The sequence below is a fragment of the Streptomyces sp. NPDC002926 genome (assembly GCF_053591755.1).
Window position 1 is genome coordinate 23,015 of record NZ_JBSFUK010000017.1, and the last position, 14,362, is coordinate 37,376.

Sequence of the window (14,362 nt, forward strand, 5' to 3'; positions counted from 1 at the left end):
ACGCCCGGTCCGCAACCGGCCCCACTGCCGTTTCCCACCCGAACCCCACCTGAAACCTTCGCTGTTACACAACCGATGGACGGCCGTGCGCCCGCCGACGGCTGCTCCGCACAGTGCCGTGACAAGTCCTCCGTAGCTTCTTGGGACGTAAGGCAATGCAGTGGCTTGTCACGGGGACGGAGGCGGTTGGAATGGCGCACGGCGAGGTGCTCGAATTCGAAGAGTACGTACGCACTCGGCAGGAGGCGCTGCTGCGCAGCGCCCGGCGTCTCGTCCCCGACCCGATCGACGCGCAGGACCTGTTGCAGACCGCTCTGGTCCGCACGTACGGCCGCTGGGACGGCATCGCGGACAAGTCGCTCGCCGACGCGTACCTGCGCCGCGTGATGATCAATACGCGTACGGAGTGGTGGCGCGCCCGCAAGCTCGAAGAGGTCCCGACCGAGCAGCTGCCCGACGCGAGTGTCGAGGACGGCACTGAGCAGCGCGCGGACCGCGCCCTGCTGATGGACATTCTGAAGGTGCTGGCGCCCAAGCAGCGCAGCGTCGTGGTGCTGCGACACTGGGAGCAGATGAGCACCGAAGAGACGGCTGCCGCACTCGGTATGTCGGCCGGTACGGTGAAGAGCACACTGCACCGGGCGCTCGCCCGGCTCCGCCAGGAGCTGGAGAGCCGGGACCTGGACGCCCACGCCCTTGAGCGGGCCGAGGTGCGGCGTGAGCATGACGAACGGGGGCAGGAGCGGTGCGCGGCCTGACAGGCAGAAGCGGCAGCAGGGCAAGGGCGGCGAGCGGCGCGGCGGTGGCCGGGCTCGCCGCCGTCGGCCTGTTCACCGTCGCCTGCTCCACGGGCGGCTCCGGCGTGCAGGACGAGGGCGCGGCCCATGCCGATGCGGCGGCCAAGACCACCCCCTCGCCGGTCACGCCCTCCGGCAGCGCCGCGCGGAAGCCCGAGAGCGTCAACGCGGTGAAGCTGATCATGAGCGACCCGAAGGTCAGCGAGCGGGTCAAGGCCGACCTCAAGCCGTGCGGCCGGGACTCGTACCCTGTGGACACCTCGTACGGGAACCTCACCGGCGGGACCTCGCCCGATGTCGTCGTCAATGTGCTGACGTGCGGGGACGCGGTCGGCATGGGCACGTACGTGTACCGCGAGAACGGCGACAAGTACGAGAACGTTTTTGCGGCCGAGGAACCGGCGGTGTACTCCGCGATCGACCGGGGCGACCTGGTGGTGACCAAGCAGGTGTACACCAAGGGCGACCCGGTGACCGAGCCGTCCGGCGAGGAAGTGACCACATACCGCTGGTCGGGCGGCAAATTCGCCCAGCAGTACTGGGTACGCAACGAGTTCAGCAGAACAGTCGGTGAGGGCGAGGCAGTCGCACCTGACCCAGCCACAACGAGCGAGAACTGAGGCAGCAGCAGGATGGCCGAGACCCATGTCCTCTTCGTCGAGGACGACGACGTCATCCGTGAGGCGACCCAGCTCGCGCTGGAGCGTGACGGCTTCGTGGTCACCGCGATGCCCGACGGGCTGCTCGGCCTGGAGGCGTTCCGCGCCGACCGGCCGGACATAGCGCTGCTCGATGTGATGGTCCCGGGCCTGGACGGGGTGAGCCTGTGCCGCCGTATCCGGGACGAGTCGACCGTGCCCGTGATCATGCTGTCGGCGCGTGCCGACTCGATCGACGTGGTGCTCGGCCTGGAGGCCGGCGCCGACGACTATGTGACGAAGCCCTTCGACGGCGCTGTGCTGGTGGCCCGCATCCGCGCGGTGCTGCGCCGCTTCGGGCACGCGGGCGGACCGGCGGGCGGCGGGTCCGACCCGGCCGGGCAGCAGGAGCAGGGCGCGCTGTCCTTCGGCGATCTGGAGATCGACACGGAGGGCATGGAGGTACGCAGGGCCGGTGAGCCGGTGGCGCTGACGCCGACCGAGATGCGGCTGCTGCTGGAGTTCTCCGCCGCGCCGGGCACCGTGCTCTCTCGCGACAAGCTGCTCGAGCGGGTCTGGGACTACGGCTGGGGCGGCGACACCCGGGTCGTGGACGTCCATGTCCAGCGGCTGCGCACCAAGATCGGGCAGGACCGGATCGAAACGGTCCGCGGCTTCGGCTACAAGCTCAAGGCATGAAGCGGCTCGTACTGCGCACCGGCGTCCGCTGGAAGATCAGCATCGCGATCGCGGCCGTCGGCGCGCTGATCGCCGTGGCGCTGAGTCTTGTCGTGCACAACGCCGCACGCGTCTCGATGCTGGACAACGCCCGCGATGTGCAGATGGACCGGGTGCTGCTCGCGCAGCGCTGGTACGAGACGTCCAAGAACAAGGACCCGCGCTTCAACACGAAGGTCAACGACCCCGCGCTGCCCAAGGACCTGCAGAAGCTGATGCGGGAGAAGCGGCGCGGCAGCTACGTGGCGGAGAGGCACCGCGGCACGCCCGACATCTGGGCGGCCGTGCCGCTGGCCAACGGCGACGTCCTCTCCCTGCACAGCCAGTTCGCCGGCCGCAGCGCCACCGTCATGAAGGACCTCGACCGGGCGCTGATCATCGGCTCGGTCTCGGTGGTGTTCGGCGGCTGCGCGCTCGGCGTGCTCATCGGCGGGCAGCTCTCGCGCCGGCTGCGCAAGGCTGCCGCGGCCGCCGGCCATGTCGCTCAGGGCAATACCGGGGTTCGGGTACGGGACGCGATCGGCGGCGTCGTACGCGACGAGACCGACGACCTCGCCCGCGCCGTCGACGCGCTGACCGACGCGCTGAACGAGCGCATCGAGGCGGAGCGCCGCGTCACCGCGGACATCGCGCACGAGTTGCGCACTCCGGTGACCGGGCTGCTCACGGCGGCCGAGCTGCTGCCGCCGGGCCGTCCCAGTGAGCTCGTACGGGACCGGGCGCAGGCCATGCGCACGCTCGTCGAGGACGTACTGGAGGTGGCGAGGCTCGACAGTGCGTCGGAGCGGGCCGAACTTCAGGAGATCGCGCTCGGGGAGTTCGTCAGCCGCCGGATCGCGCTGCTGAACACCGATGTGGTGGTCCGGGTAGTGCACGAGTCCTGGGTCAGCACCGATCCGCGGCGGCTCGAGCGCATCCTTTTCAATCTGCTGGCCAACGCCGCCAAGTACGGCGCCGCGCCGATCGAGGTCACGGTCGAGGGCCGCGTGGTGCGGGTCAGGGACCACGGCCGCGGCTTCCCCGAGGAGCTGCTGCGCGAGGGCCCGAGCCGCTTCCGTACGGGCGCCAGCGACCGCGCGGGCACGGGCCACGGCCTGGGTCTGACGATCGCGGCCGGGCAGGCCCGCGTCCTCGGTGCGCGGCTGACCTTCCGCAATGCCGCACCGGAAGGCACCGAGACGCCGCTGGGCCAGTCCGGCGGTGCGATCGCGGTGCTCTGGCTGCCCGAGCACGCGCCGACCAACACCGGCAGCTTCCCGATGATGCCGCTGCCGCACTAGCCGCCACCGGCCCCGGCGGCCACCGGCCCCGGGCTACCGGATCGGACCGCTACCGCTCTCGGGGCCACCGGCCTCGGGGCTTACCTGTTCGCGCCGCCACCGGGCCCCGGGGCCACCGGGCTAGCAGGACCAGTCCTTGTCGAGGTCCAGCCCGCTCTCGCGCTGCTGGGTGAAGGAGTACCAGTTGCCCGAGTCGTCGCGCAGGATCGCCTCCGTGCCGTACGGACGCTCCTGCGGCGGCTGGAGGAACTCCACCCCGCGGGCCTTGAGCTTCTCGTAGTCCCCGTGGACGTCGTCGGTGGCCAGCACTCCGGCGCCCATGACTCCCTTGCTGATGAGCGTCTTCATCGCCTCGGCCGCCTCCGGGTCCATCGCCGGCGCACCCGGCACCATCAGCGTCAGCTCCACATCCGGCTGGTCCTTGGCGCCGACCGTCAGCCAGCGCATCCCGCCGTCACCGAGGGTCATGTCGGTGCGGACCTCGAGACCGAGCTTCTGGGTGTAGAACTCCTTGGCCCGGTCCTGGTCCAGGACCCAGACGGTGGAAATGGCAAGACCCTTGATCATGAGGTGCTCCTCGGAGTGCGGTGCGTGCTGTGTGCCCTGTCACCGTAGGCAGCGGCCCGGTCAGCCGGCTTCTTCAGAATTGCGCTGCTTGCCCGGGCTCTCCCCGCCGGACTGCTTCCCGGGAAAGCCGCCCGCCCACAGCAGGGCGTAACACCCCGGTATGAGAGCGGCTCCCCTTCCCACGTGCCTGGCGCGGTACTCGCTCGGAGTCAGCCCGGTCTGCTTCTTGAACCGGGTCGAGAAGGTGCCGAGGCTGCTGAAGCCGACCAGCGTGCAGATCTCGGTGACGGACAGATTCGCCGAACGCAGCAGCTCTTCGGCCGGCTCTATCCGTCTGCGCGACAGATACTGGCCGGGCGTCCTTCCGTACACCGCCTTGAAGGCGCGGACGAAGTGGTAACGCGGGTAACCGGCATGGGCGGCCACCGCGTCCAGGTCGAGCGGCTCGGCCCAGTCGCGGTCCATGGCGTCCTTGGCGAGGCGCAGCTGCCGCAGACGGGCGAGGCGCGCCGGCGCCGCAGTGGTGCTCTCCACACATCCGATGCTGGCACGCACCACTGACAACGGCCCCCGGCGCGCACATCGGATGTGCACACCGGGGGCCGTCGGCCGGGGAGGTGGTACGAACCGCGAAGCCCGGACCCTGCCGCTCAGACGGTCTGGGCCACCTTGTCCTCGGCGGTGCCGGAAGTCTCGTCCGCGGGCGCGGGTCCCGCGCCACGCAGCGGCACCTCCTTGACGAAGAAGGCCGCGAGGAAGCCGAGCACCGCGACCGCCGACCCCAGCAGGAAGGCCGCGTGCGTGCCGGACGCCACCGCGGACTCGTACGCCTCACGCACCTGGTCCGGCAGCTTCGCCAGGCTCGCGGCGTCCAGCTGCGCGGAGCGCTCCGTGATCTGTGATCCGCCCCGGGCCACCATCTCGTCCTGGACCCGGCCGGTGAAGAGCGCGCCCATGATCGCGACGCCGAAGGAGCTGCCGAGCGTACGGAAGAGGGTGGCTCCGGAGGAGGCGACGCCCATGTCCTTCAGCTCGACGCTGTTCTGCGCGACCAGCATGGTGATCTGCATCAGGAAGCCCATGCCGGCGCCGAGCACCGCCATGTAGATCCCGGAGCTCAGCCGCGAGGTCTCGGTGTCCATGGTGGAGAGCAGGAACAGGCCCGACATCATCAGCCCGCCACCGATGATCGGGAAGATCCGGTACTTGCCGGTGCTGGTGGTGACCCGCCCCGCGATCATCGAGACGACGAGCATCGACAGGAGCATCGGCAGCAGGAGCAGACCTGAGTTGGTCGCCGACGCACCCTGTACGGATTGCTGGAACAGCGGCAGGAAGAGCACCGCGCCGAACATCACGAAGCCGGTCAGGAAACCGATCACCGACATCAGCGTGAAGTTGCGGCTGCGGAAGATGTGCAGCGGCATGATCGGCTCGGCGGCCCTGGTCTGGGAGAAGACGAAGCCGGTGAGTGCGGCCACGCCGATCGCGATCAGCTCCATGATCACGGCCGAGTCCCAGGCGTACTCCGTGCCGCCCCAGGTCGTGACCAGCACGATGGAGGTGATGCCCAGGGTCAGCAGCCCTGCGCCCAGATAGTCGATCCGCGCGTCGGTCCGCTTCTTCGGCAGATGGAGCACGGCGGTGACCATCGCGAGCGCGACGGCGCCCAGCGGCAGGTTGATGTAGAAGCTCCAGCGCCAGCCGAGGTGGTCAGTGATGGTTCCGCCGGCCAGCGGTCCGCCGATCATGGCGATTGCCATCACGGCGGCCATCATGCCCTGGTACTTGCCGCGCTCTCGCGGCGGTACCAGATCTCCGATGATCGCCATCACGCCGACCATCAGGCCGCCCGCACCCAGTCCCTGGACGGCGCGGAAGCCGATCAGTTGCCCCATGTCCTGGGCCATACCGCTCAGTGCCGAGCCGATCAGGAAGAGCACTATGGCGGTGAGGAAGACGCCCTTCCGCCCGTACATGTCGCCGAGCTTCCCCCAGATCGGGGTGGAGGCGGCGGTGGCCAGGGTGTACGCGGTGACCACCCAGGACAGATGCTCGAGCCCGCCGAGCTCGCCGACGATGGTCGGCATCGCGGTTCCGACGATCATGTTGTCGAGCATGGCCAGCAGCATCGCGATCATGAGCGCCAGGATCACGACCCGCACGCTGCGCGGCTGAGGTTGAGCCTCGGCGCCCTGCTGTTTCCCGACGTTCGCTCTACCGGCCATCGTTCCCACTCCCCGACACTTACTTGCCGCCCGGCTAGTTGACTACACTGGGGAAGGTAGACCCGTAACTAGCCGGGCGTCAAGTAAGTTCTCAGGAGAGCCGACATGGCCAGAGGCAACACCCGCCAGCGCATCCAGGACGTGGCCCTGGAGCTCTTCGCCGAGCAGGGTTACGAGAAGACGTCGCTGCGCGAGATCGCCGAGAGGCTCGAGGTCACCAAGGCGGCGCTGTACTACCACTTCAAGACCAAGGAAGACATCCTGATCAGCCTGTTCCAGGACCTCACCAGGCCGATGGACGAGCTGATCGAGTGGGCGCAGGCCCAGCCGCACACCCTGGAGACAAAACAGGAGATCCTGCGCCGGTACAGCGAGGCGCTCGTCGGCGCCGCCCCGCTCTTCCGCTTCATGCAGGAGAACCAGGCGACGATGCGCGATCTGAGCATCGGCGAGACCTTCAAGGACCGCATGCTGGTGATGCTCGAGCTCATCAAGGACCCGGAGGCCGCTCTGGCCGACCAGGTCCGCTGCATCAGCGCGCTCTTCACGATGCACGCCGGAATGTTCGTGCTCAAGGACGTCGAAGGCGACCAGGAGGACAAGCGCAAGGCCGTCCTCGAGGTCGCCATCGATCTGGTGAGCCAGGCTCACGGCGTCACGGGCTGACGCCGGGAGCCGCTGGTGCGGTGTGGTCAGACGGTGACGCCGGCGGCACGCAGGAAGGCCATCGGGTTGACCGCGGAGCCGTAGTCCGGGGTCGTACGGATCTCGAAGTGCAGGTGCGGGCCCGAGGAGTTACCGGTGTTGCCGGACCGGGCGATGTCCTGGCCCGTCTTCACCGTCTGGCCGGCGCTGACATCGATCTTCGACAGGTGGGCGTACTGCGAGTAGTTGCCGTTGGCGTGCTTGATCACGATGGCGTTGCCGTACGCGGAACCGTCGCCGCCGCCGTTCGGACCGGCCTTCACGACGACACCGCCGTGGGCGGCCTTGACCTGGGTGCCGACCGGGACGGCGAAGTCCTGGCCGGAGTGCTTGTGCGACCACATGGCGCCGCCCTGGTTGAAGCTCGCGGACAGCGTGTAGCCGGTGACGGGCTTGACCCAGGCGACGGCCTTCTTGGCGGGCTTGGCCTTGACGGCCTTCGCCGCGGCGACCTTGACGGCCTTCGCGTTCGCGGTGGCCTTGGCGGGTGCGCCGGCCTGGGCGGCCACGGCAATGGCGGGATTCGCGACTGCCGTCCTGCCCGCATCGGCGGAGGCGACACCCGCACCGGCTCCGACGACCATCACGGCGCCGATTCCGGCAGCCACGACGGCACCACGGGTACGGAGCACGGACGGGCGGAGACGGTGGTTGATGACGCTCTTCGACATACGGGGTGAACCTCCGGGCATGAACGGACCCGGCGCACTCGCACCGGGCTGGCCATCCCTTGGTAGCCGATGCGCCCACTTCCACTCAAACCCCCCATCTACGACATTGCGTCGTAGTCATAGCGCCGCAAATCAGACTCTTGACACCTTCCAGGACTGATCGGGATCTCTGCCGGAGAGAGGCTCAAATATCCCCATAGGCGGAGGTTTAACCGCATATACAAGCCGAGCGGGGCCGCCATAGAGCACGGATGAGCGCCACTCTCCGACCGACGTGCCGAAACTCCCGCCACGGCCCGGACCGAAGACCCCCGCCGGGAGCCGAACCGTGCTCCTATTGCGGCTAGTAGGGCCGGATGGGCGTGTGTGGCTTGTCACGGACCCGGCGCCGGTGCGGGCCCTGGAATGTTGCCCACGACACACCAACTCCCGAGTCGGAAATGCCTCTTTCGCCCTAAATAAGCACCTGTAAGCCGGTCTCACACGGCCGATCCGCGTCCTTCCCGCCGACCCGGCCCTCCGGGATGCTCCTGTGCCATGAGTAGACCCGTGATTCACACTGACCGGCGCCTGAAGCGCCACGGCTGGATCTGGCCCGTCGTCATCGGGCTCGTCTGCACACTCACCTGGAGCGCGCCTGCCGGGGCGGGCCCCTCCGACACCGGACTCAAGGGCGCCATCGACAAGATCCTCGCGGACGCCCGCATGGACGGCGGAGCCGCGAGCGTGGTGATCGCCGACGCCGCCACGGGGGAGCGGCTCTACCAGCGGGACGCCACCGACCGCCTGATGCCCGCCTCCAACACCAAGCTCGCCACCTCCACCGCCGCCATGGCGCTGCTCGGACCCGGCTACCGCTTCCGTACCGACGTCCTCTCCACCGGCAGCCGCCACGGTTCCGTCCTCCGCGGCGACCTCTATCTGCGCGGCGGCGGCGACCCCACCACCCTCGCCGTGAACTACGACCGGCTCGCCGCCGATCTCGCCGCTTCGGGCATCACGCGCGTCACCGGCCGCCTCGTCGCCGACGACACCCGCTTCGACACCCAGCGCCTGGGCCGTTCCTGGGCCGCTGACGACGAATCCTCGTACTACTCCGCACAGATCTCGCCACTCACCGTCGCGCCCGACACCGACTACGACTCCGGCACGGTCATCGTCGAGGCGCTCCCGGGCGCCGAGCCCGGAGACAAGCCGCAGGTCAAGCTCACCCCGCCGACCGGCTACGTACGCCTCGACATCCGCGGCACCACCGTCCCGGCCGGCCAGGCCGACACCCTCGCCGTGGAGCGGCAGCACGGCACCGACACGATCACCGTCAGCGGGAACATCCCGGTCGGCGCGAGCGCCACCAAGGAGTGGGTGACCGTCTGGGAGCCGACCGGTTATGCCGCCGCGGTCTTCTCCGACGCGCTCGGCCGGCACGGCGTACGCCTCACCGGCGGTCCCCGCACGGGCCGCCCCACCCCGCCCGGCGCCACGCTCCTCGCCTCGCACAGCTCCATGCCGCTCAAGGAGCTGTTGCTCCCGTTCATGAAGCTCTCCAACAACATGCACGCCGAGACGCTGACCAAGACGATCGGCTACGAGACGTCGGGCCGCGGCACCTGGGACGCCGGACTGGCAGCCATCCGCGGCTATCTGGAGAAGGAGGGCGTGAAGACCACCACCATCCGCCAGTTCGACGGCTCGGGTCTGACCCGGATGAACCTCTTCCCGGCCGAACAGCTCGCCACGCTGCTGCTGTCCGTACGGGGCGCACCCTGGTACGCCGAGTGGTACGCGTCCCTGCCGGTCGCCTGCAATCCGGACCGCGCCGTAGGCGGCACCCTCCGCTCCCGGATGTGCGCCACGCCCGCCGCTCTCAACGCCCGTGGCAAGACAGGCTCGTTGACGGGCGCATCGGCCCTCTCGGGATACGTCACGGACACCGGCGGGCGTGAGCTCGTCTACAGCGTCGTCCTCAACAACTATCTGGCCTCTTCGGTGAAGAGCATCGAGGACGCGATCGTCGTCACGCTCGCCTCGTCCGACACGGCGCACGGCACGATCACCGCCGTACCGCCGAAGGCCGCGCGCGCCACCGAGCCACCGGGCGACCTCGAATGCTCCTGGCTCAAGCCGAAGTTCTGCTGAACCGCGGACAGAAAAAGGGGCTGCCCCGGACCGTACGAGTTGTACGGTCCGGGGCAGCCCCTCTGATCAGCTGCTCAGAACACCTACGCGTCCTTCGACAGGTTCGGACCGGCTCCGCCGGCCGCCTGCTCGATCGGCGGGACGTCCGGCAGTGCCGACTTCTCCTCGCCGCGGAAGGTGAACTTCTTCTCCTCACCCTCGCCCTCGGTGTCCACGACCACGATGTGACCGGGGCGCAGCTCGCCGAAGAGGATCTTCTCCGACAGGATGTCCTCGATCTCGCGCTGAATCGTCCGGCGCAGCGGCCGGGCGCCCAGGACCGGGTCGTAGCCCTTCTTGGCGAGGAGCGACTTGGCCGTGGGGCTGAGCTCGAGGCCCATGTCACGGTCCTTCAGGCGCTCATCCACCTTGGCGACCATGAGGTCGACGATCTGGATGATGTCTTCCTCGGTGAGCTGGTGGAAGACCACCGTGTCGTCGACACGGTTGAGGAACTCGGGCCGGAAGTGCTGCTTCAGCTCTTCGTTGACCTTGACCTTCATCCGCTCGTAGTTCGACTTGACGTCGCCCTGAGCCGCGAAGCCCAGATTGAAGCCCTTCGAGATGTCCCGGGTCCCGAGGTTGGTCGTCATGATGATGACCGTGTTCTTGAAGTCCACGACGCGGCCCTGGGAGTCGGTCAGACGACCGTCCTCCAGGATCTGCAGCAGGGAATTGAAGATATCGGGATGGGCCTTCTCGACCTCGTCGAAGAGGACGACGGAGAACGGCTTCCGGCGCACCTTCTCGGTGAGCTGTCCGCCTTCTTCGTAACCCACATATCCGGGCGGGGAACCGAAGAGACGGGAAACCGTGTGCTTCTCGCTGAACTCCGACATGTCGAGGGAGATCAGTGCGTCCTCGTCGCCGAAGAGGAATTCGGCGAGCGTCTTGGACAGCTCGGTCTTACCCACACCGGACGGGCCGGCGAAGATGAACGAGCCACCGGGACGCTTCGGGTCCTTCAGACCGGCTCGCGTACGGCGGATCGCCTGCGAGAGGGCCTTGATGGCGTCCTTCTGCCCGATGACGCGCTTATGAAGCTCGTCCTCCATGCGCAGAAGCCGCGAGGACTCTTCCTCGGTCAGCTTGAAGACAGGAATACCGGTGGCCGTGGCGAGGACCTCGGCGATCAGCTCGCCGTCGACCTCGGCGACGACGTCCATGTCGCCGGCCTTCCACTCCTTCTCCCGCTTGGCCTTCGCCGCCAGCAGCTGCTTCTCCTTGTCGCGGAGCGAAGCTGCCTTCTCGAAGTCCTGGGAGTCGATCGCCGACTCCTTGTCGCGGCGGACGCCCGCGATCTTCTCGTCGAACTCGCGGAGGTCCGGCGGCGCGGTCATCCGGCGGATGCGCATCCGGGAGCCGGCCTCGTCGATCAGGTCGATCGCCTTGTCCGGCAGGAAGCGGTCCGAGATGTACCGGTCGGCCAGGGTGGCGGCCTGGACCAGCGCCTCGTCCGTGATGGAGACCCGGTGGTGCGCCTCGTAACGGTCACGCAGACCCTTGAGGATCTCGATCGTGTGCGGCAGCGACGGCTCCGCCACCTGGATGGGCTGGAAGCGGCGCTCGAGGGCCGCGTCCTTCTCCAGGTGCTTGCGGTACTCGTCGAGCGTCGTCGCACCGATGGTCTGCAGCTCACCGCGGGCCAGCATCGGCTTGAGAATGCTGGCGGCGTCGATCGCGCCCTCGGCGGCACCCGCACCCACCAGGGTGTGGAGCTCGTCGATGAACAGGATGATGTCGCCGCGGGTGCGGATCTCCTTGAGCACCTTCTTCAGGCGCTCCTCGAAGTCACCGCGGTAGCGGGAGCCGGCGACCAGCGCGCCGAGGTCGAGGGTGTAGAGGTGCTTGTCCTTGAGGGTCTCGGGCACCTCGCCCTTGACGATGGCCTGCGCCAGGCCTTCGACGACCGCCGTCTTGCCGACGCCGGGCTCGCCGATGAGGACCGGGTTGTTCTTCGTACGGCGGGAAAGCACCTGCATGACCCGCTCGATCTCCTTCTCGCGCCCGATGACCGGGTCGAGCTTGGACTCACGAGCGGCCTGGGTGAGATTCCGGCCGAACTGGTCCAGGACGAGCGAGGTCGAGGGGGTGCCCTCGGCCGGGCCGCCGGCAGTGGCGGCCTCCTTGCCCTGGTAACCGGAGAGCAGCTGGATGACCTGCTGCCGCACCCGGTTGAGATCGGCGCCCAGCTTCACGAGGACCTGGGCTGCGACGCCCTCGCCCTCGCGGATCAGGCCGAGCAGGATGTGCTCGGTGCCGATGTAGTTGTGGCCGAGCTGGAGGGCCTCGCGGAGCGACAGCTCCAGGACCTTCTTGGCACGAGGGGTGAAGGGGATGTGCCCGGACGGGGCCTGCTGGCCCTGCCCGATGATTTCCTCCACCTGCTGGCGGACCGCCTCGAGCGAAATCCCGAGGCTCTCCAGGGCCTTAGCGGCGACACCCTCACCCTCGTGGATAAGGCCCAGGAGGATGTGCTCGGTGCCGATGTAGTTGTGGTTGAGCATCCGGGCTTCTTCCTGAGCCAGGACGACAACCCGCCGCGCACGGTCGGTGAACCTCTCGAACATCGTTAATCGCTCCTCAGAGCGGTCAGGCAGTAAGGGGTCGGTCCCCTCCCTGTCCTTCCGCAGCTTAGTCCCGCAAGCGGGGACCGCTCATTCCAACTGCCGACACCCGTCTGTGGCCTCCTGACCGCTGAACGCCGACAACTGGTCCAACTCGATGGTGCGAGACGATGTTCCCGCAGGCCAGGCAGTTACCCTCGTCACCGCTACGCCGATGGCGAACGTGAGACGGCCAAACAGGCGTGTCGCCCCTCCCCACTAGGAATGTCTTACCCGTAAGAACTGGCACTCCATGCAGCGCGCACCGGTTCCCCTCAGCTACGGGCGAACATCTTTGCGCCCTCGAATGGGCTTGTACGCCCCCGACGCGGACACTGAGTGCAACCATTCATCAACTCTGCGTAACTCTCGAGCCGGGTCGGGAGTTCCCGGGGTATGGCCTTCACCGTCCCGCTCCCCCGTGCGCCCTTCGACGGCGGCATCGCGCAGTGGTACGAGAACGAGCTGGGCTGGGCCGTGGCGGACGGCGCCCCGGTGCAGCTGCTGACCGGGCTGCGCTTCGACGTACTGGAGCTGCCCGCGGACGCAGGCGCGGCTGTGCTGCGCCGGACGGGGCCCGCCGGGCCTGTGGCCCTCATGGGGCAGCGAATGCGGCTTCTGGTGGCCGTGGGGAGCGCGGACGAGCTGCCTGGGCTGCTCGACTGGCTGCAGTGGGGCGGGATCGCTCTCGATCTGACCGCCATCGGCGCGGGCGGACGGATGACCGCCCCGCCGCCGCCCGGATTTTCCCGCTCGCGGGAGGCCGCCGTATGGCTGCGGCCCCCCGTGCCGGGACGCGAGGTGGAGCCGACGTTGCCGGCGCTTGCCCCATTCGGGCACAGTGCCGGGTCCGGCGGGGGAATCAGCCCCGATCTCGTACGACTCGTGGACACAGCGGCGACCGAGTGCCACCGGGCCCGATTGCTGCGTACGAATACGCCGCATACGAATACTCAGCCGTTGGCCTTCTCGTAAGCCTCACGCACCGTGGCCGGGACGCGGCCGCGATCGTTGACCTCGAAGCCGTTCGCCTTGGCCCAGGCGCGGATTTCGGCGGTGTCCTTGTTGCCGCCGGCCGCCGCGCGCGCCTTGCCCCGACCGGCCGCGGCACGGCCGCCGGTACGCCGGCCACTCTTTGCGTACGGCTCGAGCAGACCACGGAGCTTGTCCGCATTGGCGGTGGTGAGGTCGATCTCGTAGGTCTTGCCGTCCAGAGCGAACGTCACGGTCTCGTCCGCCTCGCCGCCGTCGAGGTCATCGACAAGAAGGACCTGAACCTTCTGTGCCACCGGATTTCCTTTCATCGAAAATGCAGTACGCGGAAAGGAAACCGCTTTTCCCTGGAAAACACAAACCCTTGGCAGAGGTTCAGAACCTCAAGAACGCGGGAAACGTGCGCGATTCGGACATAGGGATCCGCTTCTAGTGGCGATCACAGGTGCAGAAGCATCCGACTGTTGCCCAGGGTGTTCGGCTTCACTCGTTCGAGCCCGAGGAACTCGGCGACGCCCTCGTCATAGGAACGCAGCAGCTCGCTGTAGACATCTCCGTCGACCGGTGTCTCACCGATCTCGACGAAGCCGTGCTTCCCGAAGAAGTCGACTTCGAAGGTGAGGCAGAAAACTTTGCTCACTCCGAGCCGGCGAGCGGTCTGCAACAGCTTGTCGAGCACGTGATGGCCGATGCCGGTGCCCTTGAACGCGGGATCCACCGCGAGAGTGCGCACTTCGGCCAGGTCTTCCCAGATGACATGCAGTGCACCGCAGCCGACCACCTCGGCATCCTCGTCGCGTTCCGCGACCCAGAACTCCTGGATGGCTTCGTAAAGCGTCACCGTTGCTTTGTCGAGCAGGATGCCTTCACTCACGTACGGGTCGACGAGTCGACGGACCGACGGCACATCGCTGGTCCTGGCCCGCCGGACGGTGATGGCATTTGCTGCGGCATAAGGCATGGC

The 14,362-nt window shown here is 68.1% G+C and carries 14 protein-coding genes; 7 read left to right on the plus strand and 7 right to left on the minus strand.

All coding sequences use genetic code 11. The features are described from left to right. Positions 1-191: 191 nt before the first annotated feature. From ACWDZ6_RS23060 to cseC, 4 genes are read left to right on the plus strand one after another with little or no spacing between them, the layout of a single operon-like run. Positions 192-758: a SigE family RNA polymerase sigma factor gene (locus ACWDZ6_RS23060; protein ID WP_451504336.1), complete on the plus strand. Its 567-nt coding sequence runs from the start codon at positions 192-194 to the stop codon at positions 756-758. Then, a complete protein-coding gene (locus tag ACWDZ6_RS23065; RefSeq protein ID WP_389179542.1) occupies positions 746-1,417 on the plus strand; it encodes a hypothetical protein in 672 nt (223 codons plus the stop codon). Before ACWDZ6_RS23060 ends, ACWDZ6_RS23065 begins: the two co-directional genes overlap by 13 nt. Positions 1,418-1,429: 12 nt before the next feature. Next, on the plus strand, positions 1,430-2,134 hold the full coding sequence (cseB, locus tag ACWDZ6_RS23070; protein ID WP_366731268.1) for a two-component system response regulator CseB: 705 nt from the start codon (positions 1,430-1,432) through the stop codon (positions 2,132-2,134). Continuing rightward, a complete protein-coding gene (gene cseC, locus ACWDZ6_RS23075; protein WP_451504337.1) occupies positions 2,131-3,453 on the plus strand; it encodes a two-component system sensor histidine kinase CseC in 1,323 nt (440 codons plus the stop codon). The genes cseB and cseC overlap by 4 nt, the downstream gene beginning before the upstream one ends. 120 nt (positions 3,454-3,573) lie before the next feature. On the opposite strand, the gene ACWDZ6_RS23080 is transcribed toward cseC, so the two are convergent. The 3 genes from ACWDZ6_RS23080 to ACWDZ6_RS23090 form a co-directional block, all read right to left on the minus strand. Continuing rightward, positions 3,574-4,020: a VOC family protein gene (locus ACWDZ6_RS23080; RefSeq protein ID WP_451504338.1), complete on the minus strand. Its 447-nt coding sequence runs from the start codon at positions 4,018-4,020 to the stop codon at positions 3,574-3,576. Between the two features lie 60 nt (positions 4,021-4,080). Next, positions 4,081-4,485, minus strand: a complete 405-nt coding sequence (locus ACWDZ6_RS23085; RefSeq protein WP_451504396.1) for a helix-turn-helix transcriptional regulator — start codon at positions 4,483-4,485, stop codon at positions 4,081-4,083. Between the two features lie 185 nt (positions 4,486-4,670). Further along, complete coding sequence (locus ACWDZ6_RS23090; RefSeq protein ID WP_451504339.1) at positions 4,671-6,248, minus strand: MDR family MFS transporter; 1,578 nt, start codon at positions 6,246-6,248, stop codon at positions 4,671-4,673. Between the two features lie 105 nt (positions 6,249-6,353). On the opposite strand from ACWDZ6_RS23090, the gene ACWDZ6_RS23095 reads away from it, so the two are divergent. Next, positions 6,354-6,914, plus strand: a complete 561-nt coding sequence (locus ACWDZ6_RS23095; RefSeq protein WP_389179530.1) for a TetR/AcrR family transcriptional regulator — start codon at positions 6,354-6,356, stop codon at positions 6,912-6,914. Positions 6,915-6,940: 26 nt separating this feature from the next. Here ACWDZ6_RS23095 and ACWDZ6_RS23100 read toward each other — a convergent pair whose 3' ends face one another. Next, complete coding sequence (locus tag ACWDZ6_RS23100) at positions 6,941-7,624, minus strand: M23 family metallopeptidase (RefSeq protein WP_451504340.1); 684 nt, start codon at positions 7,622-7,624, stop codon at positions 6,941-6,943. Between the two features lie 537 nt (positions 7,625-8,161). On the opposite strand from ACWDZ6_RS23100, the gene dacB reads away from it, so the two are divergent. Further along, positions 8,162-9,760: a D-alanyl-D-alanine carboxypeptidase/D-alanyl-D-alanine endopeptidase gene (gene dacB, locus ACWDZ6_RS23105; RefSeq protein WP_451504341.1), complete on the plus strand. Its 1,599-nt coding sequence runs from the start codon at positions 8,162-8,164 to the stop codon at positions 9,758-9,760. An 83-nt stretch (positions 9,761-9,843) separates the two neighbouring features. On the opposite strand, the gene ACWDZ6_RS23110 is transcribed toward dacB, so the two are convergent. Continuing rightward, complete coding sequence (locus ACWDZ6_RS23110; protein WP_326651694.1) at positions 9,844-12,369, minus strand: ATP-dependent Clp protease ATP-binding subunit; 2,526 nt, start codon at positions 12,367-12,369, stop codon at positions 9,844-9,846. 432 nt (positions 12,370-12,801) lie between these two features. On the opposite strand from ACWDZ6_RS23110, the gene ACWDZ6_RS23115 reads away from it, so the two are divergent. Further along, the gene (locus tag ACWDZ6_RS23115; protein WP_451504342.1) at positions 12,802-13,380 is read left to right on the plus strand and encodes an SCO3374 family protein; all 579 of its coding nucleotides are present in this window, start codon (positions 12,802-12,804) and stop codon (positions 13,378-13,380) included. Here ACWDZ6_RS23115 and ACWDZ6_RS23120 read toward each other — a convergent pair. Next, on the minus strand, positions 13,359-13,694 hold the full coding sequence (locus tag ACWDZ6_RS23120) for a histone-like nucleoid-structuring protein Lsr2 (protein ID WP_351458361.1): 336 nt from the start codon (positions 13,692-13,694) through the stop codon (positions 13,359-13,361). The genes ACWDZ6_RS23115 and ACWDZ6_RS23120 overlap by 22 nt on opposite strands. A 143-nt stretch (positions 13,695-13,837) precedes the next feature. Continuing rightward, a complete protein-coding gene (locus ACWDZ6_RS23125; protein WP_326651689.1) occupies positions 13,838-14,359 on the minus strand; it encodes an amino-acid N-acetyltransferase in 522 nt (173 codons plus the stop codon). Between the last annotated feature and the right edge of the window lie 3 nt (positions 14,360-14,362).